The organism is Aeromonas sp. Marseille-Q5825 (assembly GCF_946892685.1).
In the GTDB taxonomy this organism is placed as follows: Bacteria; Pseudomonadota; Gammaproteobacteria; order Enterobacterales; family Aeromonadaceae; genus Aeromonas; species Aeromonas rivipollensis.
Window position 1 is genome coordinate 220,635 of record NZ_CAMPOU010000007.1, and the last position, 25,907, is coordinate 246,541.

Below are 25,907 nucleotides of genomic sequence, written 5' to 3' on the forward strand. Positions count from 1 at the left end.
TCTTTCGTTATGGGTTTCGCGAAGACGAAGATCAGATGATCACGGTAGAGAAGCTGTGCTCCTCATCCGGCGCGATAACGACGCCAGCCTCGGCCGTGATGGCCGCCTCGACGCAGAGCATGGTGCGGTAGCCATCGTCGCTCATGTCCGCCATGGCGGTGGCCCCTTCCAGCCAGGGGGTCCAGACCACGACGCTGTCGTTGTTGCCGCTCACCACTTTAGTGGTGCGATCGCCATCCTTGACCATCACCATAGCCTCGGCTTGGTGGTAGACCCGATCAATGGCAGCTGTGAGCGTCAGAGCGCCCTGCTGCTGCCCATCCTGACCCGTCAGCTTGTCGGCATAAGGCTCACCCAGCCCGGTCACACTGACGGCCTCTGGGGCACTTATCTGCAGATAGGTGTGCAGGGCCGCATTGTAGGTGAGGGGTGTCTTGCCGGTGTTGCGGGTGGTCAACACCAGGGAGAGCTCCTTGCCCACCAGCACATCCAGCTCCAGCTCGAAGGCGTGGGGCCAGAGGGCACGGCTGGCGTCGGTGTCGCGCAGAGACAGATGGACCAGGGTGCCATCCCCGTGATCGGAGACGCCATCCAGGGTCCACAGGCTGGTGCGGGCGAAGCCATGGGCCGGCTTGCCGCTGCCGACGCGAGCGGGGGAGGGGCCGAACCAGGGCCAGCACAGGGGGATGCCGCCCCGGATCGGCTTGCTGCCATCCAGCACGGCCTTGTCGCTGAGCCAGATCGAGGCGGGTTCGCCGTGGCGCTGATAACGCAGTACATGGGCGCCAAACAGGCTGATCTCCGCCCTGGCATGCTCGTTGTTGATGGTCAGCAGAGGCTGGCCATCCGCGGGGTGGCTGAGGGTACAGTGGGCTGTCAGAGTACGTGTCGGTTGCATGGAGACTCCTGTGCTCGCGCACATTCAAGAAAGAGGTCGGCAGATCCAGAATACAAAAAGGCGGCCAATGGCCGCCTTTTTTCAAGCTACGCGATTGCGCATCCCAAATTACTTGGAGATGTGAGCGATCAGGTCCAGAACCTTGCTGGAGTAGCCCATTTCGTTGTCGTACCAGGATACAACTTTAACGAATTTGTCGTTCAGTGCGATACCAGCCTTGGCATCGAACACTGAAGTCTGACGCTCACCCAGGAAGTCGGTGGAAACCACTTGATCTTCGGTGTAGCCCAGCACGCCCTTCATGGAGCCTTCGGAGGCTGCTTTCATGGCTGCGCAGATTTCTGCGTAGGTGGCAGCTTTCTTCAGGTTGACGGTCAGGTCAACAACGGACACGTCCGGAGTCGGTACGCGGAAAGCCATGCCGGTCAGTTTGCCGTTCAGTTCCGGGATAACAACGCCAACAGCCTTGGCAGCACCGGTAGAGGACGGGATGATGTTCTGAGCCGCACCGCGGCCACCGCGCCAGTCTTTGGCAGACGGACCATCAACGGTCTTCTGGGTAGCAGTGGTAGCGTGGACAGTGGTCATCAGGCCGGATTCGATACCGAAGGTATCGTTCAGAACCTTGGCGATCGGGGCCAGGCAGTTGGTGGTGCAGGAAGCGTTGGAAACGATGTCCTGGCCAGCGTAGGTAGCGTCGTTAACACCCATGACGAACATAGGGGTAGCGTCTTTGGACGGACCGGTCAGTACGACTTTCTTGGCGCCGGCAGCGATGTGCTTGCGAGCAGTGGCGTCGTCCAGGAACAGACCGGTAGCTTCGGCAACAACGTCAACACCGATGGCATCCCATTTCAGGTTTGCCGGGTCACGCTCAGCGGTAACACGTACGGTTTTGCCGTTAACAACCAGGTTGCCGTCTTTAACTTCAACGGTACCGTTGAAACGACCGTGAGTTGAATCGTACTTCAGCATGTAAGCCATGTAGTCAACGTCGATCAGGTCGTTGATACCAACCACTTCGATGTCAGCACGCTCAGCGGCCAGACGGAACACGAAACGACCGATGCGGCCAAAACCGTTAATACCTACTTTGATAGTCATATTTGGTTACCTAACTGTTCAGTAGTCAAAGAAAATTCCGTTTGTAAATTTACTAGAACTCACCGGTGAGTCAACCAACAATCTGCGCGAAATTGCGCTATATCATGAAAAACTGTGAAATTTATTTTCGTTTTATGTAACTGGCTACCAACTTTTGTCGAATGCATCATCAGCGGATCCGGTCGCAGAGATCAACAATAGTGCCTGTTCGGTCACACAACCAGCCGGGGAGATATGTAAAAATGTGCGCGGTTTAGCATGGCCAAAGAGCCACTGTTCAAGTACCACCCATAAAAATTAATCACAAATAGTGTAGATAGAATCCACAGCGGGAATTCTCAAACTATGACCACCCTGATTGAACAGCTGGCTGCCGCCAAAGGTATCGCCAGTGAGTATGTTGATGCCTGGGGCCACCCGGCCCAGGTATCCGAAGAGAGCAAGGCCGCCATGCTGGGCGCCATGGGCTACCGCGTCGACGACGAGGCCGCCCTGACCGAGCAGCTGGAGCAGGAGCACCGTCAGCACTGGTTGCGGCCTCTGGATCCCGTGATGGTAGTGCGCAGTGGCGATCCCCTCAGCCTCGAGGTTCGTCTGCCCATAGAGTTCGTCAACGACGCCCTCCACTGGCAGATAGTGCTGGAGCAGGGAGCCCTGTTGTCCGGCCAGCTGACCCCCATCGAAGGTGAACTGGTCGGCGTCGCCGAATTCGAGGAGATGGAGTGCCAGGCCTATAGGGTCGCGCTGGATGTGCAGCCGGAGCTCGGCTATCACCAGCTGATGCTGCTGGAAGAGGGCAACGACGAGCCGCTCGCCACCATGCGCCTCATAGTCGCGCCCAAGTCCTGCTACAAGCAGGCGCCCATCGCCAACGGCCGCAAGGTGTGGGGCCCGAGCGTGCAGCTCTACTGCCTGCGCAGCCGCCACAACTGGGGCATAGGTGATTTCAGCGATCTCGGCCAGCTGGTCGAGCAGGCCGCCGCCTGGGGAGCCCATTTCGTGGGGCTGAACCCCATCCATGCCCTCTATCCTGCGAATCCCGAGAGTGCCAGCCCTTACAGCCCCTCTTCCCGCCGCTGGCTCAACGTGGCCTACATCAATGTGGAAGCCGTGCCCGAGTTTCTGGCCAACGAGCGGCTCAAGGCCGATGTGGCGAGCCCGGCCTTCCAGCAGCATCTGGCCTCCCTGCGGGCCAAGGAGAACGTGGATTACACCGGCGTCATCGAGACCAAGATCGGCATGCTGCGCCAGGTGTTCGATGAGGCCAGGCTCAGCGCCGAGCGTCAGGCCGCCTTCGATGCCTTCGTGGCCGCCGGTGGCGACAGCCTGCAACAGCAGGCCGCCTTTGATGCCCTGCAGGCCCATTTCTATGGCAAGGGTGAGAACGCCTGGGGCTGGCCGGTCTGGCCGGATGCCTTCCGCGATTACCACAACCCGGAAGTGGCTGTCTGGATGCAGGAGCACAGCCAGGATGTGAATTTCTACCTCTATCTGCAGTTCCTGGCCGATGAGCAGCTAGCGCAAGCCGATGCCCGCGCCAAGGCGGCCGGCATGGTGATGGGGATCTACCGGGATCTGGCGGTGGGCGTCTCCGAAGGCTCCACCGAGATCTGGGCCAACCGGGAGCTCTACTGCCCGAAAGCCTCGGTCGGTGCGCCCCCCGACATCCTGGGCCCCCTCGGTCAGAACTGGGGCCTGCCCCCCATGAACCCGAACCAGCTGTTCGAGGCGGCCTATCAGCCCATGGTGGATCTGTTCCGCGCCAACATGCGTGCCTGCGGCGCGCTGCGCATCGATCACGTGATGGCCTTGCTGCGCCTGTGGTGGGTTCCGCCCGGAGCGTCCGCCGCCAAGGGCGCCTACATCTACTATCCGGTCAACGACCTGCTGGGGATACTTGCCCTCGAGTCCCACCGCAACCAGTGCCTGCTGATCGGTGAAGATCTCGGCACAGTGCCGGAAGGCATAGACGTCACCCTCAAAGAGAACGGCGTCCACTCCTACAAGGTGTTCTTCTTCGAGCGCTCCAAGGGGGACGGCGGTTTCATCTCCCCGGCGCACTACACCGAGCAGGCGATGTCTGCCCTGACCACCCACGACATGCCGACCCTGAAGGGCTTCTGGCATTGCGACGATCTGGCGCTGGGTCGCGAGCTGGGCCTGTACCCGGATGAAGAGGTACTCAAGACCCTGTATGCTGATCGCCACCAGGCCAAGCAGCGGATCCTTGACAGCCTGCATGCCCATGGGGTCATCTCTGGCAACATCAGCCATGACGTGAACTGGGTCGGGATGAACACCGAACTCAACCATGGCCTGCAACTGCACATGTCCCGCGGCAGCTGTGCCCTGTTCAGCACCCAGCTGGAAGACTGGCTGGAGATGGACAAGCCGGTCAACGTGCCGGGCACCAGTTACGAATACCCGAACTGGCGTCGCAAGCTTTCAAAGGATCTGGAAGATATTTTTGCCGATGAGGCGCTCAAGGCGCTGGCGGGCAAGATGAGCCAGGCCCGTGACGAGGCCAGCCGTTGAGCCCTTGCTGTCAACATGTGACTCACTTTCATCCGCTTCGGCCCAGGCCGGAGCGGATGTTCAGCCATGAAAGGAAATGTCGATGCCCGTTGAACGTTTGGTTGCCGCCCGCTGTGCCGATCCCTTCTCCCATCTAGGCCTGCTGGCCAATCCGGATGGGCCAGGCCTGAAACTGACGGCCTGGTTGCCGGATGCCCTCGAGGTCCGGGTCAGGGACCTCAAGTCAGGCAAGATAGTTGCCACCCTGACCGCCGCCGACGAAGCGGGCCTTTTTGAAACTGTTTTCACTCGCCGAAAGAATCCCTTCCCCTACCAGCTGATCGCCAGCTACCCCGATGCCAGTGCCGAATCCATCGACCCTTACCAATTCCAGGCTGCCGCCTGGGAAGGCTTGGCTGAGCTCGGCTTCCAGCCGGAAAACCTCTACCACACCCTGGGCGCGCAGCTGCGCACCGTGGAGCATCTCGGTCAGCAGGTGGCAGGGGTGCGCTTCGCCGTCTATGCGCCGAGCGCCACCGCGGTGAGCCTGATCGGCGATTTCAACTTCTGGGATGGCCGTCGTCACCCCATGCAGCGCAGCCAGTGCGGTCACTGGGTGCTGTTCGTGCCGGGCCTCAAGGCCGGGGATCGCTACAAGTTCGAACTGAAAGATCCGGCCGGCCATCGGCTGCCCCACAAGAGCGATCCGGTCGGCTTCTACTGCGAGCAGTACCCGTCGTTCGCCTCCGTCATCCACGACCACGAGCAGTACCAGTGGCAGGATGCCGCCTGGCGCGAGAGCCAGCGCAATGACAAGCGGGAGCAGCCGCTCTCCATCTACGAGCTGCACGTGGGCTCCTGGAAGCGTCACCCCAACGGGGACAGCCTGAACTGGCGCGAGCTGGCGGTGGAGCTGGTCAACTACGTCACCGAGATGGGCTACACCCACATCGAGCTGATGCCGGTCTCCGAGCACCCCTTCAGCGGCTCCTGGGGTTATCAGCCGGTGGGCATGTTCTCCCCCACCAGTCGCTACGGCAGTGCCGATGACTTCAAGCATTTCGTCGACGCCTGCCACCAGGCCGGCATTGGCGTCATCCTCGACTGGGTGCCTGCCCACTTCCCGGCCGATGCCCATGGTCTCGCCCGCTTCGACGGCACCCCGCTCTACGAGTACGAGGATCCGCGCCGTGGCTGGCACCCGGACTGGAACTCCTACATCTACGATTTCGGTCGCAACAACGTGCGCCAGTTCCTGGTGGCGAGCGCCCTGTTCTGGCTCGACAAGTTCCATATCGACGGCCTGCGGGTGGATGCGGTGGCCTCCATGCTCTATCTGGATTATTCCCGCAACGCCGGTGAGTGGGTGCCAAACGTCGACGGGGGCAACCACAACTACGAGGCGATCAGCCTGCTCAAGTGGACCAACGAGGAGGTATACGGCAAGTATCCCCACACCATGACCATCGCCGAGGAGTCCACCGCCTTTGCCGGTGTCTCCAAACCCACCTTCCTGGGTGGCCTCGGGTTTGGCTTCAAGTGGAATATGGGCTGGATGCACGACACCCTGAGCTACATGCAGAAGGAGCCTATCCACCGCCGTTATCACCACAACGAGATGACCTTCTCCATGGTCTATCACTATGACGAGAACTTCATCCTGGCCCTGTCCCACGACGAGGTAGTACACGGCAAGCACTCCCTGCTCTACAAGATGCCGGGTGACGAGTGGCAGCAGGCCGCGAACCTGCGGGCTTACATGGGCTTCATGTATGGCCATCCGGGCAAGAAGCTCAACTTCATGGGCACCGAAATCGCCCAGAGCAACGAGTGGAATCACGATGCCCAGCTGCCCTGGCACCTGCTGCAATTCCCCAAGCACGGCGGCCAGCAACGGCTGATCCGCGATCTCAACCGGCTCTATCGTCATGAAGCTGCCTTGTATCAGGCGGATTATGAGCAGAGCGGCTTCCGCTGGCTGGATCACAACGATGCCGACAACAGCATCTTCGCCTGGCTGCGCGCCGACAAGCAGGGGGCCAATCCTGTGGTGATCGCCTCCAACTTCACCCCCGTGCCGCGCCTCGCCTATCGCCTCGGGGTGCCAGAGGCGGGCCGCTATGCCGTGGTGCTCAACACAGATAGCGAGCATTACTGGGGCAGCAACTATGATGTGGGTTTGACCTTAGTCGCCGAGCCGACCCCCTGGCAGGGGATGGCGCACAGCATAGTGCTGGACTTGCCGCCGCTCGCGACCTTGTTCATCAAACAGGAGTCCTGATGTTTGTAATGGAAAATGGGGTGGACTACCCGCTGGGGGCCCGGCTCGACGAGGCAGGCTGCCACTTCTGCGTCTGGGCCCCCCAATCGGACAAGGTGGAGCTCTGTCTGTTCGACGAGCAGGAGCAGGAGCTGGTCCGGCTGGCCCTGCCCGGTCGGCGCGGCCAATACAGATTCGGCTATGTGCGCGGGGTGCGGGCCGGTCAGCGTTACGGCTACCGGGTTCATGGCATGCCCCAGGAGGGCATGCTGTTCGACCCGGACAAGCTGCTGATCGACCCCTATGCCAGGGCACTCAGCCGGGCGACCCGCTGGAATGACGACCTCTATCAGGGGGACAGCGCGGCCATGGTGGCCAAGTCTGTGGTGGTGGACGATGCCTTCGACTGGCAGGGGGTCGGCAAGCCCGGGATCCCGCCCGAGCGGGTGGTGCTCTACGAGACCCACGTCAAGGGATTCACCCGCCAGCATCCCGGGGTGCCCGAGGCGCTGCGGGGCACCTACCTCGGCGTTAGCCATCCGCTGATGATCGAACACCTGCTCTCTCTCGGGGTCACCTCGGTGCAGCTGATGCCGGTGGCCGCCTTCATGTCGGAGCCCCGCCTGGAGCAGCTTGGCCTCACCAACTACTGGGGCTACAACCCCATCGCCTTCTTCGCCCCCGAGCCGCGCTATGGCGCGGGGGAGGCGGTGACCGAGTTCAAGACCATGGTGCGCGAGCTGCACCGGGTCGGGCTCGAAGTGATACTGGATGTGGTCTACAACCACACCGCCGAATCCGGTGTCGACGGCCCCATGCTGTCCCTCAAGGGGTTCGACAACGCGGGTTACTACGCCTTCGAGACCGGGGCTCACGGTCCTGACTACCACCGCCATGCCAACGTCACCGGCTGCGGCAACAGCGTCAACCTGGATCACCCCAACAGCCTGCGACTGGTGCTCGATGCCCTGCGCTACTGGGTCACCGAGATGCAGGTGGACGGTTTCCGCTTCGATCTGGCTGTCACCCTGGCGCGGGAGGCGGGGGAGTTCGATCCCATGAGCGCCTTCTTCAAGGCCCTGCTGGCGGATCCCGTGCTGGCGCGGGTGAGGCTGATTGCCGAGCCCTGGGACATAGGCCCCTTCGGCTATCGCCTCGGCCAGTTCCCGAGCCAGTGGCTGGAGATAAACGACCGCTATCGCGACACTGTGCGCGCCTTCTGGCGCGGCGACGCGGGCAAGATGGGGGACTTCGCCACCCGGCTGGCGGGGTCGCGGGATCTCTTCCCGAAGAACTGGCGCTCCCCTCATACCAGCGTCAACTACCTCTGCTATCACGACGGCTTCACCCTGGAGGACCTGGTCTCCTACAACCAGCGCCACAACCAGGCCAACGGCGAAGACAACAGAGACGGCCACGGCAACAACCTCTCCTACAACCACGGGGTGGAGGGGCCGACCCTGGACCCCAGGGTCAACAACCTGCGCCAGCAGCAGAAGCGCAACCTCATCGCCACCCTGCTGCTCTCCCAGGGCACGCCGCACTTCCTGGCCGGGGACGAGATGGGCCGCAGCCAGCTTGGCAACAACAACGCCTACTGCCAGGACAACCAGATAAGCTGGGTCAACTGGCAGTTGCGCCCCGAGGATGAACGGCTGCTCGCCTTCACCCGCCAGATGATGGCGTTGCGGGCCGAGTCGGGGGTCTTCGCCAACCTGCAACTGAGCGACGACAGCTGGAACGGCGCCTCGACCAGCTGCCACAGCGTCAACTGGTATCACCCCGATGGCCATCAGCTCACCGATCAGGACTGGCACGCCCCCATGGGGCAGGCGTTCGCCATGGACATCGGCATGCTGGCGTGCGGCGGGGAGCGCTGGTACGTGCTGTTCAACGCCAGCGACTACGACATCCAGTTCCGCCTGCCGCCGCCGGGGGAAGGGCTGGAGTGGATCCAGACCATAGACACGGCCACCAACGACGGCCTGCCTTTCCTGCCGGACGACATCAAGCGGCAGGTGGCGGTGGGGCGTGCCCACTCCCTCAAATTGCTGGAGCGGGTTTCGCTGCCTGGGGTGGCGCTGGCCAAGGAAGGGGTGGTCGCCACGCCGGATGTTGCCGCCGTGTTGCCAACGGGATCACAGTTCCCGCTGGCGGGGTAGAGTCGGGGCGTGTGAGTGGGTATGCTGGGCGCCGTGATAAAAGGCAAGGAGTCAGTATGAAGGGCAACAATCCCGAGCAATGGCGCAGCAAGTTGAATACTGAGAGCCGAGCAGTGTCATGTTTTGGCAAGGGGTCAATATGAGCGGCAACAATCCCGAGCAGTGGCGCAGCAAATTGAGTGCCGAGCAGTTTCACGTTTGCTGGGAGAAGGGCACAGAGCGCCCTTACAGCGGCGCTCTGCTGCACAATCGCAAGAGCGGTGACTACCTCTGCGTCTGCTGCAAGAGCGTACTGTTCCATGCGGATGCCAAGTTTGACTCCGGTTGCGGCTGGCCCTCCTTCGATCGGGCCATCGAGGGGACAGTGACCTACACAGAGGATCGCAGCCACGGCATGGCAAGGGTGGAGATCACCTGCAGCCAGTGCGGCTCCCACCTGGGTCATGTCTTCCCGGACGGGCCGACCGAGACAGGCCAGCGCTACTGCGTCAACAGCCTGAGCCTGGACTTCGAGCCCGATACAGACGCCTGAAAGCGTCAGAAATGAAAAATGGCGCCTCCGCTTGCGGAGGCGCCATTTTTTATGGGGTCCTGGTTGGCCCTCAGATCAGCAGCAGGCTGGCCCCCACCAGCAGGGCGGCGAGCGCCAGTATGGGCAGCCTGATGACGCGCAGCAGATAGAAGGCCACGGCGGCCAGCGCCAGATCGGCCGGTGCCAGCACGGCGCTCTGCCACACCGGCTGATAGAGGGCGGCCAGCAGCAGCCCCACCACGGCTGCGTTGATGCCGGCCACGGCCCCCGCCAGCCTGGGGTGGGCCAGCCAGCTCTGCCAGCAGGGGCCCAGGGCCCACAGCAGCAAAAAGCCCGGCAAAAATAGTGCGAGGGTTGCCAGCAGGGCGCCCGCCAGCGGCGCTGCGGGCAACAGCTGGGCGCCGAGGTAGCTGGCCAGGGTGAACATGGGGCCGGGCACCAGCTGGGCCAGGCCGTAGCCGGTCAGGAATTGCTGCTGACTGAGGCTGTGGCCGACGCTCTCCTGCAACAGGGGCAGCACCACGTGGCCGCCGCCAAACACCAGGCTGCCCGCTCGATAGAAGTCGGCGACCAGCTGGCTGGCGGGGCCTTGGGCCAGCATCGGCAGGCCGACAAACAGCAGGGCAAACAGCAGCAGGGTCGGCCAGTGAGGGGCGCGACGGGCTTGTGGCGCCGCAGGAGAGGCGCCGACCACCTCCCGTTGGGCACAGAGCAGGGCCGCCCCCAAAAGCATTCCCAGCTGGGTCAGCAGACCGGGCTGCCACCAGAGGGCTGCCGCGGTTGCCACCATGACTCCCTGTTGCAGCACCGTCTTGCAGAACTGGCGACTCATGGTGAGCACGGCATCGGCCACTACCACCAGCGCCAGCAGCTTGAGGCCGTGCAGGGCCCCATCCAGCCAGAGGTTATTGCCTAGCTGGCCCACGCCGATGGCGGCAACCAGCAACAGCAGGAAGGAGGGCAGGGTGAAGCCGATGAAGGCGGCGAGCGCTCCCCCAAGGCCCGCCCGGTGGCGGCCGATGGCAAAGCCGAGCTGGCTGGAGGCGGGGCCGGGCAACAGCTGGCACAGGGCCAGCAGTTGGGCATACTCGGCCTGGCTGAGCCAGCCCAGGCGCTGGACAAAGGTGCGCTGGAAGTAGCCGATATGGGCGGCCGGCCCGCCGAAGCTGATGCAGCCCAGCCACAGAAATTGAAGGAATACCTGTCCCACCACTCGCTCCTGTCGTCATCGCAGATGGGCAGGAATGATATGACAGAGTGATGACTTTTTTATGACATTTCGGGCTGGGTTGCTGGTTGACTCGCTGTTGGCAGATGAACGACTTGCTGGCTAGGGGCTTTGGGTGGGCCAACCGGCCAACCGGCCAACCGGCCAACCGGTTTATTCAGCTGATGGGGTTGCCGCTGGCTGGTAGCAGCACCACGCCAGCCAGTGGGCTATGGGGATTAGGTCGGCTGGCCCGGCTGCGGCAGGTAACAGCGTCCGGCCAGCCAGCAGGCGATGGACTGGCGACTGGCATCGAAGTGGGGCTCGGGCAGCGCGCGGGGATCGCACCAGACCCAGCCCTCGCACTTGTCCGGCTCCAGCAGTTGCGGCTCGCCCTCCACCTCGGCCAGCAGGGTGACAGAGATGTAGTGCAGCCCGCTCTCGCGCCAGGTCTCCAGGTTGTTGGTGACGGCGATGACGCTGGGGTTGGTGATGAAAAAACCTGTCTCCTCGGCCACCTCCCGGATGGCCGCCGACTCGAAGCTCTCGCCAAGCTCCAGGTGGCCGCCGGCGATGGACCAGTAGGGGGCGTGGCTCCCCTTGCGCTTGCCAAGCAGCACCTGGCCCTGATGGTTGACGAGGATGACACCGACCCCGACGCGGGGATAGGGAGTGGACATAAGAAGAGCTCCTTGCTGTGGCTGTGCTGCCAGGGGTTACCCCCGGATGACTCATCGACCCCCGACGCCGGTACAGTGTGTGGTGGAGATGGGCAGGGCGCCGTGCCGAAACGGGATGACACTATAAAAAACGGGCCCACCTTAGGACGGATGGACCCGTTTCGCAAGTTGCCGCTGGATGATCCCGGGGACACGAGAGCTTGCCGTTTATCTATCTGCCAATCAGATGGCTATCGCGATATCACATCTGCCAGGCAGATGGTAAACACAAGGCCAGGGGCCCCACTGTGGCTGGCAGGCCGTCAGTCCAGCTTGATCTGCATCTTGCCGGCGCTATGCCCCTCGGCTTGCCACTGTCGATAAAGGCCAGGGCCGGCCGCTTGTCAGCCCAGCTTGACCGGCCTCTTGCCGGCGCTATGCCCCTCGATTTGTGGCTGGTTGTCAGTCCAGCTTGACCGGCATCTTGCCGGCGCTGTGCCCCTCGATTTGTGGCTGCTTGTCAGCCCAGCTTGACCAGCATCTTGCCGGCGCTGTGCCCCTCGATTTGTGGCTGGTTGTCAGCCCAGCTTGACCAGCATCTTGCCGGTGTTGCGGCCCTCGAACAGCCCGATAAAGGCCTGCGGCATGCTGGCCAGCCCCTCGCTGATGGTCTCTTCGGCCTGCAGGGCGCCAGCCTCGAAGGCGGGGATGGCCTCGGCCAGGAAGTCCCCGTAGTGCTGCCAGTGATCGGAGACCAGCAGCCCCTGCATCAGAATGCGCTTGCGGATCATCTGGGAGAGGTTGCGCGGGCCCTTTGCCTCGCCATTGCTGTTGTACTGCTCGATGAGGCCGCACAGGACGATGCGCCCGTGCAGCGCCATGTTGTTGAGGGCCGCGTCCAGCATGGCGCCTCCCACGTTCTCGAAATAGACCTGAATGCCCTCCGGAGCGAGGCGGGCCAGCTCGGCGTCGAGATCCGGCGTCTCCCTGTAGTTGATCACCGCATCTGCGCCCAGGGTCTTGAGATAGGCGACCTTGTCGGCTGAGCCGGTGGAGCCGATCACCCTGGCACCGGCCCGCTTGGCGAGCTGCACCGCCATGGTACCGACCGCGCCTGATGCGGCCGAGACCAGCAGGGTCTCGCCGGCCTGCAGGCGGGCGACCTTGTGCAAGCCCGCCCAGGCGGTCATGCCCGGCATGCCGAGGGCGCCGAGGAAGAGTTGGGACGGCAGCGCCGTGGCGGGCAATCGGGTCAGCTGATCCCCCTTGGCGACGAAGGCATCCCGCCAGCCCAGCATGCTGCTCACCTGGTCACCCGGCTTGAAGTCGGGGTGACGGGAGGCCTGCACAGTGCCGATGGCGCCGCCGTCGAGGGGGCCGTTCAGGGGGAAGGGGGGCACATAGCTCTTGGTCTCGCTCATGCGACCACGCATGTAAGGGTCCACCGACAGCCACTGGTTGGCCACCTGCACCTCTCCCTCCTGAAGCGCGGGCAAGGGCACCTCCTTCAAGATGAAGTCGCTCTGGGCGGGCAGGCCGGTCGGGCGACGGAGCAGTTGAATCTGATGGCTGATCGGGGTCATGGTCGTTCTCCAGCGGGTAGGGGGTCGTCGGCGCCGCGCCAGCCAGTAGGCTGAGGCGGTGGCTCGGGCATTCTGTTTGTGTGCAAACTAAAATCAGGTTAATCCCGAAAAGACGGGGTGACAACTGTTTTGTGTGCAAATTATTCAGACCTCAGTTGTCCTGGGGTATACTGGCCCCAGTCGTCAGCGAGGTGCCCCATGAGTGAATTGAAAAAGCAGGTCTGTTTTGCCCTCTACAGCGCCTCCAATGCGGTGATGCGTGCCTATAGGCCTCTGCTGGACAAGCTGGATCTGACCTACACCCAGTACCTGGTGATGCTGTCGCTCTGGGCGCGGGACGAGGTCAGTCTCAAGGAGATTGGCCAGGAAACCGGCCTGGATGCGGGCACCCTGACCCCCATCGTCAAGCGGCTGGAGAGCAAGGGCTGGCTGACCCGCACCGTCTCCAGCGAAGACGAGCGACAAAAATGCATCCGTCTGACCGAGGCGGGACGCCAGTTGCAGCAGGGGGTCAGGGAGTGCTGTCTGGCGGACAACTTGCGCAATCAGGTGGATCTGGCCGATGCCGAACTGGCCGAGCTCAAGCGACTCTGTGAACGCGTGGCGGCCCAGCTCGGGCGCTGATCTCTCTCCCTTCTTGTCTGGAGCCATCCGATGAAACCCTGGTTACCCCTGTTTGTTCTGCTGCTAAGTGGCTGCGCCGGTGGCCCTCACTCCCCATCCGAGTTGCAGATCGATGATGCGGATGCCTGGCAGGCCCTCTGCAAGGATGGCGTCCGGGTCAGGGCCATCAGCGAGGAGGGGATCTGCGCGGATCACCGCGGTCTGGCCATGTGGACGAATAAGCCAAGGGCGGTTCGAATGGCAGAGGAAGCCGCCAAATAGTGTGATCCAGACGCCATAAAATGACACAGCCGGCCCCTTGGCCGGTTTTTTTCGCGATCTCGCCTGCACTTTGCGGCCTTGTTCATGGTGCACTCATGCTTCCCTTTCCATACTGGCCCCACAGTTTCATGAGAGGAGAGAGAGATGCAGTCATCCATCGTCGGGCTCTCCATTCTGTGGGGGCTGGCCAGTTTTGGTGTTCAGGGGGATTTCATCGAGAGCCGTGATTCCGTTGCGCCGTCCTGGCAAGCCGAGTCCAGAGTGGAGATGGAAGGTTATCTGATTGAGTCGCTTGGCGAAGATCGCTGGGTGTTCGACAACGGCAGCGAGAGTCTGCTGGTCTCCCTGCCCGAGGGGCAGTGGGTGTCAGAGGGGGAGCGGTTGCGACTGAGCGGTGAACCCCAGCAGGAGCAGGCCGGCTGGCTGTTGCAGGTGCAGGACGTCAGCCAGGTCGGCGTCTGATCCTGTCACTCCCTGACATCAGAGACGACAAAGAGGAGGCCTGGGCCTCCTCTTGCTTTTTGCGCCTCTGGCCCTCAGCCCAGGTGGTTGAGGGGAAGGGCCGTCTTGTGCTTGATGCGGCGCAGCACGAAGCTGGAGCGCACCCCGGTCACCCCCGAGATGTGGGTCAGCTTGTCCAGCAGGAAGTGCTGGTAGTGCTCCATGTCCCGCACCACCACCTTGAGCTGGTAGTCGGCGTCGTTGCCGGTGATGAGGTCGCATTCGAGCACCTCTGGCAGATCCTGGATGGCCCGATCGAAGTTTTCGAACCGCTCCGGGGTGTGCCTGTCCATGGAGATGTGAATGTAGGCGGTGAGGGTGAGCCCCAGCTGGCGGGCGTTGAGCAGGGTGACGTGGGTATCGATGAGACCGGCATCCTCCAGCGCCTTGACCCGGCGCGAGCAGGGAGAGGGGGAGAGCCCGACCAGTTCGGCCAGCTCCAGGTTGCTGATGCGGCCATTCTCCTGCATCAACTCCAGAATATGCCTGTCTATGCGATCAAGTTTCAGCATTCTCCGTTCCTCGTTGCAATTACTGATTCACTTTTCCTAGATTAAGGGTGAACTATTGCAAAAACAACTGAAAATACCTACTACTTCACAACCACTCACCGCACCGGCAGGAGTACCATGGTTTCATCTTCCGGTGGCAAGACAGATGCCCAACCAGGCCTCTGTGGTGAAGGACCTTACCGGGTCAACAACCCCATCAGCCGTCCGACCTTATCGGGAAACGACGGGCTGGAACGAGATCATCCCCTCCCCGAAGGCAACAAAGCAGGCATCCCGGCGCCTGCTTTGTTGTTTTTGCGCTCCGGCATCCTCAGGCCTGCGGCGGCCGGATGCGATAGAGGCAGCGCCTGTCCCCGTCCAGCAGGTATTGCTCCCGCTCCACCTCGGCCGGAGCCAGCAACTGGCGAAACAGCGCCAGCTCGCTCCTGCAAAAGCCCCGGCAGGCCCGCGCCGCGGCGCAGATGGGACAGTGACTCTCCCACCATAACCAGCTGCCATCCTCCTCCTGGCTCATGTCCGCCATATAGCCTTCCCGGCTGCGCAGCTCCTTGAGCGCGGTCAGCCGATCCGCCAGCGCCGGCTGGGTCAGTCTGGCCTGATAACGGCTCAGCATCTGCTGCTCCCGCCGCGCTATCAGTTGATCCAGGCCGCTCTCGCCAAACAGCTGCTGTACGTCGTCGATAAGCTGCAGGGTCAGCTCGCTGTGGGTGTCGGGGAAGCGCTGCCAGGCCTGATCTGTCAGGTGCCAGAGCCGTATCGGGCGACCTCGGCCCCGCGCCTCGTCGCTAAAGCCGACCCAGCCGTCGGCCTCCAGCGCCGTCAGATGCTGGCGGGCACCCATGGAGGTCATCTGCAACTGCTCCCCCAGCGCGGCGGCGCTCTGAGGGCCGTGAGTCTTCAGCAGATGGAGGATCTTGTCGGTGCTGGCGTTCATGGGGTGGCTCCGGTTGTCGGCTCGGGTTCTCGACAGGCGTTCGCTGCGGGAAAGCCAGGGCGGCACTGGCGTTGATAGGGTCATTATGGGCAGCGGTCTCATTTAAATCAATAATTCACTTTACTTAATGCCGTTCCCTTCGCAGTATAAATAAACAAATAACTTTATTTAATGAGGCGAAGATGGAAGGGATCAAGGGACAGGCGACCCTCTGGGTATTGGTGATGACGGTGACCCTGGCGGTGGCGGGCTTCAGTCTACCCTCGCCGGTGCTGGCGCCGCTGATGCTGGATCCGGCCCAGGGTATGCTGACGCCACAAGCGTCTGACTGGAGCCGCAAGCTGTGGCTCGGGGTCATCATGGGGCTCTATCCGCTGTTTCAACTGCTGGGGGCCCCCTGGCTGGGCAAGCTGTCGGATCGTCATGGTCGCAAGCCGGTGCTGACCCTCTGCCTGGTCGGGGTGCTGGCGGGTTATGTGCTGATGGCCCTGGGGATCGCCTGGCGCTCCCTGCCGCTCTTGCTGCTGAGCCGGGTGGTGGAGGGCTTCTTCAACGGCGACATCGCCATAGTGCAGGCGATGGCGGCGGACATGAGCACCACCAGGACCAAGGCGCGCAACTTCGCCCGCATCAACATCGGCATGAACCTGGGCTGGGTGCTGGGCCCCATGATAGGGGGCTATGCCGCCGTGGTGTCCGGGGACTACAGCCTGGCGGCCTGGCTGGCGGTGGCCATGACGGTGGGCAACCTGCTGCTGGTGCTCTGGCTGCTGCCCAACCGGCCGCCGGTGCCCGCCGAGCAGGAGCTGGCCTCCCTCTCGACCCGCCAACTGCTGCTGCAACCTCGCCTGCTGCCCTACTTTGTGCTGACCCTCCTCAGCTACGGGGCCGTGCAGCTCTACTTCACCTACTTCAACGTCTGGTTGGTGGAGCGGCTGGCCTGGGATCCGGTGCAGCTGGCGCAGGCCGCCGTGCTGGTGAGCGTGCCCATGATGCTGGGTTCCTGGCTGGGGGAGCAGCTTGCTCGCCACTGGCGCGGCAGCTCCCTTGGCATAGTCGGGCATCTGGTGATGGCGGCGGGCATGCTGATGTTCATTCTGCCGACCCAGTGGTGGGGGCTGGCGCTCACCTTCATCCCGGCCGGCATCGGCATGAGCCTGGGAGAGCTTGCCACCTCGGTGGCCATCTCCAACCGCAGCCATGCCCAGCAACAGGGGCAGGCGATGGGGATCTACCGCGGCCTGGCGGTGGGCAGCGAGATCCTGGCGGTGGTGCTGGGCAGCCTGGCGCTGCTGGCAGGCACCGAGTGGCCCTTCTATCTGGCGGCGCTTTGCGGCGTGATCTGCGCCCTCGGTTTCTACGGGTTGCGCAGACGGGCGGACAGACGAAGTGCTGTGGCCGCCTGCGCCGAGCCGGGCTGAGGCGGCTGGATCACAGATCGGCGCCGGGGTGGCAGGCGGGGCTTGCATCCCGGCGCCGAGTTTGGGACGGTATGGCTCTTTGTCCCCTTTTACCCCGTCGCCCGGCGAACCTGGCCAGCACAGGCCTTCATCATGCGCCCCGCGATACACAGTCTTTGGAGGTGATATGAGTCATTATCAAGCCATTGCGCTGGACGCGGGATTGTACGGTGCCGCATTCGTTTCGACATTCTTGGAGGTGATATGAGTCGTTTTCAGGCCATTGCACTGGATATGGACGGTACCCTGCTGACCCGGGATCACAAGATCTCGTCCGCGACCCGGGCCGCCCTGGCCCAGGCCCGCGCCCACGGCATCAAGGTGCTGCTGGTGACGGGCCGCCACTTCATGACGGCCCGTCCCTTCCATCACGAGCTGGCCCTCGACACCCCCCTCATCTGCAGCAACGGCGCCTACCTCTATGATCCGGCGCAAGGCAGGATCCTGGCCGGGGATCCCCTGGCGGTGGCGCCGCTCACCGCCCTGCTGGCCGAGGTGCAGGCGCAGCAGATGGGCGCCCTGTTCCACCTGGACGGGGGCATAGGTTATCTCGGCTGCGAGGAGCATGTGGGCCGGATGCGGCGCTGGTCGGCGAACCAGCCGGATCACCTCAAGGTCTCCCTGCTGCCCGCCGAGGATATCGACAGCTGGCTGCAAAAGCCCATCTGGAAGCTGGAGCTGTTCAATCAGGATCCCGGCCTGCTGCACCGCTTCGTGGGGGAGGTGGTGCAGAAACTGCCCTTCACCCAGGACTGGGCTGCGCCCTATGCGGTGGAGCTGGTGCAGCCCGGGTGCAGCAAGGGCAACCGACTGGCCCAGTGGGCGGCGAGCGAGGGGATAGCGATGGAGAAAGTGGTGGCCTTTGGGGACAACAACAACGACATCAGCATGTTCGAGCAGGTGGGGCTGGCGGTGGCCATGGGCAATGCGGCGCCCCAGATCCAGGCCCATGCGGACAGGGTCACCGCCGATCACAACGAAGACGGCATAGCGCTGGCGCTGCAGCGCTGGGTCCTGCCCTCCTGAGCGGCAACAGAAAGGGGCCAGTGCGGCCCCTTGTTTGTCAGCTCCCGAAGGAGAACTGGATCACCCGATCCGGGAAACGGATCCGGTTGTAGTCGCGGCGTACCCCCTCGTAGTGGCGGATGGCGCGCTCGCGCTGGGCCCGGTAGTAGTCCCGCTGTTTGCTGTCGCTCTCGCCCCGGATCTGCTGATCCAGCTGATAGATGGTCCGCTCGGTGCGCTCCAGCTCCTGTTGCAGCTCGCCGAGGCGCTGCTCCAGCAGGAACTCCTTGCGGCCGCGCTCGAACTGGGTGAGGAAGCTGGTGTCGTTGGGGCAGACCCCCAGGTATTCGTTCCCCTCCCGCCCCTTGCTGTAGGCGAGCTCCGGGATGCAATAGAGCTCGAGCCCCTTGGCGTAGCCGCGCTGCCACTCGTCTTCGTCCACCCTGAGGCCGTACTCCCCGCAGGTCTGCTTGTAGTCACGGGTGGCCGTCCGGGTCTTGCCCTGCTCCCCGTCCTGATAACCCTGGTTGTACCAGCTCATGGCGCGGCACTCCTCCTCCGACAGGGAGCTGCACCCGGCGAGCAGCAGGGGGAGGGTCAACAGCAGGATCTTGGGGGACATGAAGGGGCTCCGACAGCAAGGATGGTGTGGCATTCTAGAAGAGGAAGCCCGCCCGGGACAAGCACCGGGCGAGGGCGCCGTATCATGATGTTTTTATCACTATTTTCAAGCCGTTGTGAACGGGCTTCCGGCGACCTTTTCTTGCCGGGGGAGGCAGGGTAAACTGCGCCTACTTTTAACTGGCACGTAACAAAAACAATGAAAGTCCTGACCGTCGATTATCGCTCCCCCGACGCGGCCGAGCGCTTCACCGAATCCCTGCGCACCACCGGCTTCGGGGTGCTGACCCACCACCCCATCCCGAAGGAGCTGGTGCAGTCCATCTATGACAACTGGTATCGCTTCTTCATGAGCGAGCAGAAGCAGGATTTCCTGTTCAACCGCGAGACCCAGGACGGCTACTTCCCGCCCTCGGTGTCCGAGGTGGCCAAGGGCAACACCCAGAAGGACATCAAGGAGTACTTCCACCTCTACCCCTGGGGCCAGATGCCGGAAGAGCTGAGGGCGCAGGCGATGGAGTACTACCGCCTCGCCAACGATCTCGCCGCCGAGCTGCTCTCCTGGGTGGAGCAATACACTCCGGCGGACATCGCCGCCCACTACAGCTGCCCGCTCTCCTCCATGATTGAAGATAGCCAGAAGACCCTGCTGCGGGTGCTGCACTATCCGCCGTTCGACGGCACCGAAGCGCCGGGGGCCATCCGCGCCGCGGCCCATGAAGACATCAACCTGCTGACCATTTTGCCCGCCGCGAGCGAGCCCGGCCTGCAGGTGAAGGGCTCTGACGGGGAGTGGATGGACGTGCCCTGCGACTTTGGTACCCTCATCATCAACATAGGTGACATGCTGCAGGAGGCCTCCCACGGCTATTACCCCTCCACCACCCACCGCGTCATCAACCCGACCGGCGGCAGCGTCAGCAAATCCCGCATCTCCTTGCCGCTGTTCCTGCATCCGCGCCCGGACGTGGTGCTGTCCGAGCGCCACACAGCCCACAGCTACCTGATGGAGCGGCTGCGGGAGCTGGGGGTCATCTAGTCCCAAAACGCACACTCATGACAGCAAGAACCGGAGCAAAAACGCTCCGGTTTTTATTTTGTGGCACGATTGGTTGGTTATCCGAATTTTATTGGCAACTTATGCCAATAAGGCAGTTTTAAGACGGATATTTGCCGAGTGATTGCGCGCCCCCGGGCGTACTCTGAGCGCCATTCCGGGCCCCGCTGGCGGGCCCCTCGATTGGAGTTCCCATGAAGCAGTCCCAATGGTCATCCCGGCTCGGTTATATCCTGGCCGCCGCAGGTTCGGCGGTCGGTCTCGGCGCCATCTGGAAGTTCCCCTATGTGACTGCCGCCAACGGTGGCGGCGCCTTTTTGCTGGTGTTCCTGCTGTTCAGCTTCACCCTGGGGGTGGCGGTGCTGATGGGGGAGACACTGCTCGGCAGCCTGACCCGGCGCGGGGTGGTGGGGGCCTTCGATGAGCTGATGGGCAAGCGCTGGCGCTGGGTCGGCGCCATGGGGCTCTTGTGCAGCCTGCTCATCTTCAGCTTCTACAGCGTGGTGGGGGGCTGGACCCTGGGCTACACCGGCATGGCGCTGGCGGGTAGCCTGCAACAGGGGGATGGCGCTGCGCTGACCGCCCGCTTCAACGACTACGTGGGGGATCCGCTCTGGCCCGTGCTGACCCACCTGCTGTTCGCCGCCCTCACCTGGTGGTTCGTGCAGGGGGGCGTGCAGAAGGGGGTGGAGCGTACCCTGCGCTGGATGATGCCGGCCCTCTTCATCATGATCTTGCTGCTGGTGGCCTTCGGTCTCACCCTGCCCAATGCCATGGCCGGGGTGCGCCACTTCCTGATGCCGGACTTCAGCAAGCTCGGCATGTCAGGTGTGCTCGACGCCATGGGGTTGGCCTTCTTCTCCCTCTCCATAGGCCTTGGCATCCACACCACCTATGGCGCCTACCTGCCCTCCAGCGAAGGGGTGGGCCGCTCCAGTCTCTGGGTGGTGCTGCTGGCGAGCCTGATCGCCGTGCTGGCGGGCTTGATGATCTTCCCCGTGCTGGCGGCGACCGGCATAGATCCCGCCTCAGGCCCCGGCCTCACCTTCATGACAATGCCGGCCGTATTCCAGCAACTGCCCTTCGGCCAGGGGCTGGCGGTGGTCTTCTTCGCCCTGCTGGTGGTGGCGGCGCTCTCGTCTTCCATCTCCCTGCTGGAGCATCTGCAGTGCTTCGTCTGCGAGAGCCTGGGCTGGTCGCGCCGGGCGGCCTGCAGCCTGATCACCGCCCTGGTGATGGCGGGGGGCATCCCGGTCAGCCTGTCGTTCGGCCCCTGGGCGCAGGTGACCCTGTTTGGCAAGAACATCTTCGAGCTGCTGGACTTCATCACTTCCAACCTGATGATGCCCCTGTTCGGACTGGCGCTCACCCTGCTGCTGGGCTGGCAACTGGGCCTGCGGGCTTTGCCCCAGGGGCTGGCACCGCACTGGCGCACCCTGCTGATGGGCTGCTGGCGCTGGCTGGCGCCCCTGCTCATCGGCGGCATCCTGGTGCGGGGTCTGCTGTAACCCCTGCCGCATGGGTGGGCCCCGGGCCCGCCCGTTACCCGGGCTCAGAGGGCATCCTCGCCGGCAGGATTGACTGCCTCGAAAAATCCATGAAATAGAGGTTTGTTGAAACTTTTATTCACCACTTGGCATATATGTTGGTAAATATTCTGTATTGCGGGCAAAAATGGACTATTGGCTGTCAACTTCTCTTGCCGTGGTTTAGGCTGTGGCTCCTTTTTTGCGTCCAGGTTACCCATAGCATGTCACCCCTCATCGCCCGGTTCGGCCGATTTTTCCGCTCGCAAGAGAGGTGACCCTGCACGCGCACTCAGTCTGAATGTTCATTGCAAAGGTCGCCCCCGGGCGGCCTTTTTGTTGCGACCCAGGTTGCACTTATCCATGGAGTATCGATTCGATGTTGTCTTCCCCGGAGGTTGTATGAGCCAGGTTCAGTGGTCTTCCCGTCTCGGTCATGTGCTGGCGGCGGCCGGCACGGCCATCGGCCTCGGCGCCATCTGGAAGTTTCCCTATGTGACCGCCACCAATGGCGGCGGCGCCTTCCTGCTGGTGTTCCTGCTGTTCAGCTTCACCCTGGGGGTGGCTGTGCTGGTGGGGGAGACCCTGCTCGGCAGCCGCAGCCAGCGCGGGGTGCTCGGCGCCTTCCACCGGCTGGTGGGGCCGAACTGGCGCTGGATGGGTTACATGGGGATCCTCTGCGGCTTCTTCATCTACAGCTTCTACAGCGTGGTGGGGGGCTGGACCGTGGGCTATGCGGCGCTGGCGGTGATGGGCAAGCTCAACCTCGGCGAGGGTTCGGCGCTGACCGCCCTGTTCAACGGCTATGTCAGCCATCCCTGGTGGCCTGTGCTGACCCATCTGGTGTTCGCCGGGCTCACCTGGTGGTTCGTGCAGGGGGGCATCCAGAAGGGGGTGGAGCGGGCGCTGCGCTGGATGATGCCGGCGCTCTTCGTCATGATGCTGCTGCTGGTGGGGGTGGGTCTCTCCATGCCGGGGGCCATGGCGGGCGTGCGCCAGCTGCTGCTGCCGGACTTCTCCATGCTGACCGGCCAGAGCGTGCTGGATGCCCTGGGGCTGGCCTTCTTCTCCCTCTCCATCGGCCTTGGGGTACACACCACCTACGGCGCCTACCTGCCCAATAGCGAAGGAGTGCTGCGCTCAGGCGTCTGGGTCGTGACCCTGGCGAGCCTCATCTCCGTGCTGGCTGGGCTGATGATATTCCCGGCGCTGGCCTCCACCGGCATAGACCCCACTGCCGGGCCAGGGCTCACCTTTATGACAATGCCCGCCGTGTTCAGTCACCTGCCGTTCGGTCAGGGGCTGGGGGTGGTCTTCTTCCTGCTGCTGCTGGTGGCGGCGCTCTCCTCCTCCATCTCCATGCTGGAGCACCTGGTGCGCTTCACCTGCGAGGAGTGGGGCTGGTCGCGCCGTGGCGCCTGCCGGGTGCTGACCCTGCTGATCATGGCCTCCGGCATTCCGGTCAGCCTGTCGTTCGGTCCCTGGGCCGACTACACCCTGTTTGGCAAGACCCTCTTCGACTTGCTGGACTACCTCACCTCCAACCTGATGATGCCGCTGTTCGGCCTGGTGCTGACCCTGCTGCTGGGCTGGCGACTGGGGGATACCATACTGCCCGAGGGGCTCTCCCCGGCCCTGCGTCTGTGCCTGCTCTGGTGCTGGCGGCTGGTGGCGCCGCTCTTGATCGCCGGTATCCTGGTGCGGGGTCTGATCTAGCCGTCGCCCTGTGGCGGATGCCGGAGTCCTGAGTCGAGCGGATCGAGTCGTAGATGAACACAGGGGTTGGCCACAGGCCAACCCCTGATCACATCTGGGGCGGGATCACTGCAGGCCGGGCCCTTTGGCGGAGAAGGGGCAGTCGCGCTGGCGGATGAGCTGACTGCCCTGATGGCCGCTCTCCTGCCAGGCGAGCTCGAGCTGGCCGAGGCGACCGAGGTGGCGCAGCTCGAATTCGTAGCGCAGGCAGGGGTTGTCCGTGGGCAGCCGGGTCATGGACGCAGGCAGGCGGTAGTCGTAGCGCAGCAGGGGGCCGTCCTGCAGCTGGCTCTGGGCGGGCACCAGGCCCTCCGCCGTGGGGGAGGGGGCGCTCAGGTAGCGGCGCAGGGCCAGGGGGGCGTCGATGGCCCTCTGATAGTGGAGCCCGTTCATGGCGGCCAGCTCCTCCTCCAGCCGCTGCAACTCCCCTTCCAGGCCACTCAAGGCCTGGCCCAGCTGCCGATGTGCGGGGGAGGCGCAGCCTCCCAGCAACAGGGTGATGAGCAGCAGGGCGGGGCGGACGGGCAGCATGGTCACTCCTTCGGGATCAGGGCCACTGACTATAGCAGGGGATTGGTGGGCGGCGCCGCGCGCAGCAGCCCGGCGAGGCGCTCCAGCCCCTCGGCGACCCGGGCGTCGGTGGCGGGCTGGCTCAGGCTCAGGCGCACCCCTTGCGGAGCGGCAAACTGGCCGGCGGCAAAGTGTTCTCCGCTCGCGACCCCGACGTCAAGGGTGTTGGCCGCCTCGGCGAACTCCTGACTGCGCCAGGGTTCGGGCAGCGGCAGCCAGGCGTGCATGGAGCCCGGCTGCCAGCGGGCCCCCGGCAGCAGGTGGCGCAGCAGCTCTCCCCGACGCGCCAGGACCCGTCTCTGCTGCTCGATGAGCGGCATGATCTGGTGCTGGCTCACCAGCTTGCAGGCCAGCTCGATGAGCAGGGGGCTCACCATCCAGCTCGACAGCCGCATCGCCTGGGCGAAGCCGTTGCGAAGGGCGGGGGGAGCCAGCACGAAGCCGACCCGCAGGCCGCCGCAGGCGATCTTGGCCAGGCTGCCGAGGTAGATGACCCGCTCCGGCGCCAGGTTGACCAGGGGCGGGAGCGAGACCTCGGGCAGCAGGCCGTTGACGTCATCCTCGACGATCAGCAGATCATGGCGGCGTGCGATGGCGACTATCTCCTCTCGCCGCGCTAGGCTCATGGTGGCCGTGGTGGGGTTCTGCAGGGTGGGGGTCAGGTAGAGCAGCTTGGCTCGCCGCTGGCGGCAGGCGGCCTCCAGGGCGGCGGGGATCAGCCCCTCCTCGTCCATCGCCAGCCCCATCACCTGATTCTTCAGCTGGCGCGCATTGCCCAGCATGCCGGGGTAGCTGAGCCCCTCGCAGAAGAGAGTCTCCCCCACGCAGCCGGTGGCCAGCAGGGCCAGCATGATGCCGTGCTGGGCGCCATGGCTGAACAGCAGCCTCTCCTCGCTCCCCCGGATGCCCTGCTCGGCGAGCCAGTCGACGAATAGCTGGCGCTGCGGGGCACGCCCGGCCTCCTTGTCATAGCCGAGCAGGCCGTTGAGATCCCCGTCCGCCAGCTCGGTCAGCATGGGTTTGATGATGGCGGCCCTGTCCAGCTGCACCGGCAAGTTCTGCCACAGCTCGATGCGCTGGTTGTCCTCGTTGCGGATCACCCATTCGTTGGCGGGATCCGCCGCGGCCCTGACCCAGGTGCCATGACCCACCCTGGCCGCCAGCAGACCTCGCCGCTCGGCTTCGGTGTAGGCGCGGGTGATGGTACCCACAGTCACTCCCAGCCGGTCCGCCAGCGCCCTGTGGGTGGGCAGCCGGGTCTGGGGAGGCAGGGCGCCATCGGCAATGGCCTGCTCTATGGCCTTGACCAGTTTCAGGTAGAGGGGGCCCTCGAAGGGGGTGAGGTCGGGCGTCCAGATTGTCATGGTGACAATAAATCCATTGATCCAATATTGTCCCCAATATAGCGTGATAATCAGCCTGTTAACAACCCGATAGCTCACATTGTACCGATACAATGTGGCAAGAAAGGAGTCACCTCATGACCATTGAATGGTATGCCACCCTGTTTGGCTTCGCCCTGCTCACCTGCGGCACCCCGGGGCCCAACAATCTGATGTTGACGGCATCCGGTGCCAACTTCGGGGTGCGCCGCACCCTGCCGCACCTGATAGGTGTGGTGGTGGGCCAGCCGGTGCTGCAACTGGTGCTGGCGCTCGGCTTCTATCCGCTGTTCGAGCGCTGGCCCCTGCTCAAGCTGAGCCTGCAGGTGCTGGGCAGCCTCTATCTGCTGTGGCTGGCCTGGCGCATCGCCGTGGCCGGTGCTCCCGGCGATCCGGCGAGGCGCGCCCGCCCGCTGACCCTGCTGGAAGGCCTGGGCTTTCAGTTCCTCAACCCCAAGGCCTGGATGATGGGGATCTCCGCCATCAGTCTGTTCAGCCTGCCGGGGAGCGACTACTGGGCGAGTATGTGGGGCATCATGTCCGTCTTCCCCATGGCGGGGCTGCCGGTCTGCTTCGCCTGGGTGCTGTTCGGTCATCAGCTCAGCCGCTGGATCAACTCGGACAGAGGCTGGCGCCGTCTCAATGGCAGCCTGGGCGCGCTCACCGCCCTGTGCGTGGTGATGCTCTGGTATTAATGACCGCCTGATTATTCATGCAAAGAAAATGCATTGCTGACCTTGTCGTCAGGGCGCTGGCTCTGCATATTAGGAGGCTTGCCGT

Annotated in this window: 23 protein-coding genes; 13 read left to right on the forward strand and 10 right to left on the reverse strand. The window is 63.6% G+C overall.

The window, feature by feature from the left end:
• Nucleotides 1–31: 31 nt before the first annotated feature.
• Together OC537_RS19240 and gap are read right to left on the reverse strand one after the other, a co-directional pair.
• A complete protein-coding gene (locus OC537_RS19240; protein ID WP_262113642.1) occupies nucleotides 32–898 on the reverse strand; it encodes a D-hexose-6-phosphate mutarotase in 867 nt (288 codons plus the stop codon).
• A gap of 108 nt (nucleotides 899–1,006) precedes the next feature.
• Nucleotides 1,007–2,002 (reverse strand): type I glyceraldehyde-3-phosphate dehydrogenase, encoded by a 996-nt coding sequence (gene gap / locus OC537_RS19245; RefSeq protein WP_005313250.1) that lies wholly within the window; start codon nucleotides 2,000–2,002, stop codon nucleotides 1,007–1,009.
• A 345-nt stretch (nucleotides 2,003–2,347) separates the two neighbouring features.
• Here gap and malQ point away from each other — a divergent pair, with 345 nt between their 5' ends.
• From malQ to msrB, 4 genes are all read left to right on the forward strand, one after another.
• Nucleotides 2,348–4,537, forward strand: coding sequence for a 4-alpha-glucanotransferase (gene malQ / locus OC537_RS19250; protein WP_262113647.1), 2,190 nt, complete (start codon nucleotides 2,348–2,350; stop codon nucleotides 4,535–4,537).
• A gap of 82 nt (nucleotides 4,538–4,619) precedes the next feature.
• Nucleotides 4,620–6,797, forward strand: coding sequence for a 1,4-alpha-glucan branching protein GlgB (gene glgB, locus OC537_RS19255; protein ID WP_262113650.1), 2,178 nt, complete (start codon nucleotides 4,620–4,622; stop codon nucleotides 6,795–6,797).
• The gene (gene glgX, locus OC537_RS19260; protein ID WP_262113652.1) at nucleotides 6,797–8,938 is read left to right on the forward strand and encodes a glycogen debranching protein GlgX; all 2,142 of its coding nucleotides are present in this window, start codon (nucleotides 6,797–6,799) and stop codon (nucleotides 8,936–8,938) included. The genes glgB and glgX overlap by 1 nt, the downstream gene beginning before the upstream one ends.
• A 139-nt stretch (nucleotides 8,939–9,077) precedes the next feature.
• Nucleotides 9,078–9,470 carry a peptide-methionine (R)-S-oxide reductase MsrB gene (msrB, locus tag OC537_RS19265; RefSeq protein WP_163157750.1) on the forward strand — a complete coding sequence of 131 codons (393 nt, stop codon included), beginning with the start codon at nucleotides 9,078–9,080 and terminating at the stop codon, nucleotides 9,468–9,470.
• A 70-nt stretch (nucleotides 9,471–9,540) separates the two neighbouring features.
• On the opposite strand, the gene chrA is transcribed toward msrB, so the two are convergent.
• From chrA to OC537_RS19280, 3 genes are all read right to left on the reverse strand, one after another.
• On the reverse strand, nucleotides 9,541–10,680 hold the full coding sequence (chrA, locus tag OC537_RS19270; protein WP_262113658.1) for a chromate efflux transporter: 1,140 nt from the start codon (nucleotides 10,678–10,680) through the stop codon (nucleotides 9,541–9,543).
• Nucleotides 10,681–10,916: 236 nt separating this feature from the next.
• Nucleotides 10,917–11,357 (reverse strand): nucleotide triphosphate diphosphatase NUDT15, encoded by a 441-nt coding sequence (locus OC537_RS19275; protein WP_262113660.1) that lies wholly within the window; start codon nucleotides 11,355–11,357, stop codon nucleotides 10,917–10,919.
• A gap of 557 nt (nucleotides 11,358–11,914) precedes the next feature.
• The gene (locus tag OC537_RS19280) at nucleotides 11,915–12,919 is read right to left on the reverse strand and encodes an NADP-dependent oxidoreductase (protein ID WP_262113662.1); all 1,005 of its coding nucleotides are present in this window, start codon (nucleotides 12,917–12,919) and stop codon (nucleotides 11,915–11,917) included.
• 198 nt (nucleotides 12,920–13,117) lie between these two features.
• Here OC537_RS19280 and OC537_RS19285 point away from each other — a divergent pair, with 198 nt between their 5' ends.
• The 3 genes from OC537_RS19285 to OC537_RS19295 all read left to right on the forward strand — a co-directional run bounded on the left by OC537_RS19285 (nucleotide 13,118) and on the right by OC537_RS19295 (nucleotide 14,266).
• Nucleotides 13,118–13,543, forward strand: coding sequence for a MarR family winged helix-turn-helix transcriptional regulator (locus tag OC537_RS19285; RefSeq protein ID WP_262113664.1), 426 nt, complete (start codon nucleotides 13,118–13,120; stop codon nucleotides 13,541–13,543).
• 30 nt (nucleotides 13,544–13,573) lie between these two features.
• The gene (locus OC537_RS19290) at nucleotides 13,574–13,804 is read left to right on the forward strand and encodes a hypothetical protein (RefSeq protein WP_262113666.1); all 231 of its coding nucleotides are present in this window, start codon (nucleotides 13,574–13,576) and stop codon (nucleotides 13,802–13,804) included.
• Between the two features lie 144 nt (nucleotides 13,805–13,948).
• The gene (locus OC537_RS19295; RefSeq protein WP_005324594.1) at nucleotides 13,949–14,266 is read left to right on the forward strand and encodes a hypothetical protein; all 318 of its coding nucleotides are present in this window, start codon (nucleotides 13,949–13,951) and stop codon (nucleotides 14,264–14,266) included.
• A 74-nt stretch (nucleotides 14,267–14,340) separates the two neighbouring features.
• Here OC537_RS19295 and OC537_RS19300 read toward each other — a convergent pair whose 3' ends face one another.
• Nucleotides 14,341–14,817, reverse strand: coding sequence for an Lrp/AsnC family transcriptional regulator (locus tag OC537_RS19300; protein WP_025325819.1), 477 nt, complete (start codon nucleotides 14,815–14,817; stop codon nucleotides 14,341–14,343).
• A 310-nt stretch (nucleotides 14,818–15,127) separates the two neighbouring features.
• Nucleotides 15,128–15,751: a helix-turn-helix transcriptional regulator gene (locus OC537_RS19305; RefSeq protein ID WP_262113670.1), complete on the reverse strand. Its 624-nt coding sequence runs from the start codon at nucleotides 15,749–15,751 to the stop codon at nucleotides 15,128–15,130.
• 182 nt (nucleotides 15,752–15,933) lie between these two features.
• On the opposite strand from OC537_RS19305, the gene OC537_RS19310 reads away from it, so the two are divergent.
• Entirely contained in the window at nucleotides 15,934–17,172 is a 1,239-nt protein-coding gene (locus tag OC537_RS19310) for an MFS transporter (protein ID WP_111913092.1), read from the forward strand.
• Nucleotides 17,173–17,415: 243 nt separating this feature from the next.
• Complete coding sequence (locus OC537_RS19315) at nucleotides 17,416–18,237, forward strand: Cof-type HAD-IIB family hydrolase (RefSeq protein ID WP_025325822.1); 822 nt, start codon at nucleotides 17,416–17,418, stop codon at nucleotides 18,235–18,237.
• 37 nt (nucleotides 18,238–18,274) lie between these two features.
• Here OC537_RS19315 and OC537_RS19320 read toward each other — a convergent pair whose 3' ends face one another.
• Nucleotides 18,275–18,838, reverse strand: a complete 564-nt coding sequence (locus tag OC537_RS19320; RefSeq protein ID WP_106884903.1) for a DUF2799 domain-containing protein — start codon at nucleotides 18,836–18,838, stop codon at nucleotides 18,275–18,277.
• Between the two features lie 198 nt (nucleotides 18,839–19,036).
• Here OC537_RS19320 and OC537_RS19325 point away from each other — a divergent pair, with 198 nt between their 5' ends.
• The 3 genes from OC537_RS19325 (at nucleotide 19,037) to OC537_RS19335 (ending at nucleotide 23,136) form a co-directional block, all read left to right on the forward strand.
• Nucleotides 19,037–19,876, forward strand: a complete 840-nt coding sequence (locus tag OC537_RS19325) for an isopenicillin N synthase family dioxygenase (protein ID WP_262113675.1) — start codon at nucleotides 19,037–19,039, stop codon at nucleotides 19,874–19,876.
• A 212-nt stretch (nucleotides 19,877–20,088) separates the two neighbouring features.
• The gene (locus OC537_RS19330) at nucleotides 20,089–21,402 is read left to right on the forward strand and encodes a sodium-dependent transporter (protein ID WP_163137774.1); all 1,314 of its coding nucleotides are present in this window, start codon (nucleotides 20,089–20,091) and stop codon (nucleotides 21,400–21,402) included.
• A 420-nt stretch (nucleotides 21,403–21,822) separates the two neighbouring features.
• The gene (locus OC537_RS19335; protein ID WP_262113678.1) at nucleotides 21,823–23,136 is read left to right on the forward strand and encodes a sodium-dependent transporter; all 1,314 of its coding nucleotides are present in this window, start codon (nucleotides 21,823–21,825) and stop codon (nucleotides 23,134–23,136) included.
• Nucleotides 23,137–23,241: 105 nt separating this feature from the next.
• On the opposite strand, the gene OC537_RS19340 is transcribed toward OC537_RS19335, so the two are convergent.
• Together OC537_RS19340 and OC537_RS19345 are read right to left on the reverse strand one after the other, a co-directional pair.
• The gene (locus tag OC537_RS19340) at nucleotides 23,242–23,706 is read right to left on the reverse strand and encodes a hypothetical protein (RefSeq protein WP_262113680.1); all 465 of its coding nucleotides are present in this window, start codon (nucleotides 23,704–23,706) and stop codon (nucleotides 23,242–23,244) included.
• A gap of 29 nt (nucleotides 23,707–23,735) precedes the next feature.
• Nucleotides 23,736–25,109 carry a PLP-dependent aminotransferase family protein gene (locus tag OC537_RS19345; protein ID WP_262113683.1) on the reverse strand — a complete coding sequence of 458 codons (1,374 nt, stop codon included), beginning with the start codon at nucleotides 25,107–25,109 and terminating at the stop codon, nucleotides 23,736–23,738.
• Nucleotides 25,110–25,225: 116 nt separating this feature from the next.
• On the opposite strand from OC537_RS19345, the gene OC537_RS19350 reads away from it, so the two are divergent.
• Nucleotides 25,226–25,822 carry a LysE family translocator gene (locus OC537_RS19350; RefSeq protein WP_106884898.1) on the forward strand — a complete coding sequence of 199 codons (597 nt, stop codon included), beginning with the start codon at nucleotides 25,226–25,228 and terminating at the stop codon, nucleotides 25,820–25,822.
• Nucleotides 25,823–25,907 lie beyond the last annotated feature (85 nt).

Bases quoted from the DNA above. Each gene is read 5' to 3' on its own strand.
- OC537_RS19345 (WP_262113683.1), bottom strand. From the start codon at position 25,109: ATGACAATCTGGACGCCCGACCTCACCCCCTTCGAGGGCCCCCTCTAC.
- glgB (WP_262113650.1), top strand. From the start codon at position 4,620: ATGCCCGTTGAACGTTTGGTTGCCGCCCGCTGTGCCGATCCCTTCTCC.
- OC537_RS19350 (WP_106884898.1), top strand. From the start codon at position 25,226: ATGACCATTGAATGGTATGCCACCCTGTTTGGCTTCGCCCTGCTCACC.
- gap (WP_005313250.1), bottom strand. From the start codon at position 2,002: ATGACTATCAAAGTAGGTATTAACGGTTTTGGCCGCATCGGTCGTTTC.
- OC537_RS19285 (WP_262113664.1), top strand. From the start codon at position 13,118: ATGAGTGAATTGAAAAAGCAGGTCTGTTTTGCCCTCTACAGCGCCTCC.
- OC537_RS19315 (WP_025325822.1), top strand. From the start codon at position 17,416: ATGAGTCGTTTTCAGGCCATTGCACTGGATATGGACGGTACCCTGCTG.
- OC537_RS19330 (WP_163137774.1), top strand. From the start codon at position 20,089: ATGAAGCAGTCCCAATGGTCATCCCGGCTCGGTTATATCCTGGCCGCC.
- OC537_RS19275 (WP_262113660.1), bottom strand. From the start codon at position 11,357: ATGTCCACTCCCTATCCCCGCGTCGGGGTCGGTGTCATCCTCGTCAAC.
- OC537_RS19280 (WP_262113662.1), bottom strand. From the start codon at position 12,919: ATGACCCCGATCAGCCATCAGATTCAACTGCTCCGTCGCCCGACCGGC.
- OC537_RS19340 (WP_262113680.1), bottom strand. From the start codon at position 23,706: ATGCTGCCCGTCCGCCCCGCCCTGCTGCTCATCACCCTGTTGCTGGGA.
- OC537_RS19300 (WP_025325819.1), bottom strand. From the start codon at position 14,817: ATGCTGAAACTTGATCGCATAGACAGGCATATTCTGGAGTTGATGCAG.
- glgX (WP_262113652.1), top strand. From the start codon at position 6,797: ATGTTTGTAATGGAAAATGGGGTGGACTACCCGCTGGGGGCCCGGCTC.
- OC537_RS19320 (WP_106884903.1), bottom strand. From the start codon at position 18,838: ATGTCCCCCAAGATCCTGCTGTTGACCCTCCCCCTGCTGCTCGCCGGG.
- OC537_RS19295 (WP_005324594.1), top strand. From the start codon at position 13,949: ATGCAGTCATCCATCGTCGGGCTCTCCATTCTGTGGGGGCTGGCCAGT.
- OC537_RS19305 (WP_262113670.1), bottom strand. From the start codon at position 15,751: ATGAACGCCAGCACCGACAAGATCCTCCATCTGCTGAAGACTCACGGC.
- OC537_RS19325 (WP_262113675.1), top strand. From the start codon at position 19,037: ATGAAAGTCCTGACCGTCGATTATCGCTCCCCCGACGCGGCCGAGCGC.
- OC537_RS19335 (WP_262113678.1), top strand. From the start codon at position 21,823: ATGAGCCAGGTTCAGTGGTCTTCCCGTCTCGGTCATGTGCTGGCGGCG.
- malQ (WP_262113647.1), top strand. From the start codon at position 2,348: ATGACCACCCTGATTGAACAGCTGGCTGCCGCCAAAGGTATCGCCAGT.
- msrB (WP_163157750.1), top strand. From the start codon at position 9,078: ATGAGCGGCAACAATCCCGAGCAGTGGCGCAGCAAATTGAGTGCCGAG.
- OC537_RS19310 (WP_111913092.1), top strand. From the start codon at position 15,934: ATGGAAGGGATCAAGGGACAGGCGACCCTCTGGGTATTGGTGATGACG.
- OC537_RS19240 (WP_262113642.1), bottom strand. From the start codon at position 898: ATGCAACCGACACGTACTCTGACAGCCCACTGTACCCTCAGCCACCCC.
- OC537_RS19290 (WP_262113666.1), top strand. From the start codon at position 13,574: ATGAAACCCTGGTTACCCCTGTTTGTTCTGCTGCTAAGTGGCTGCGCC.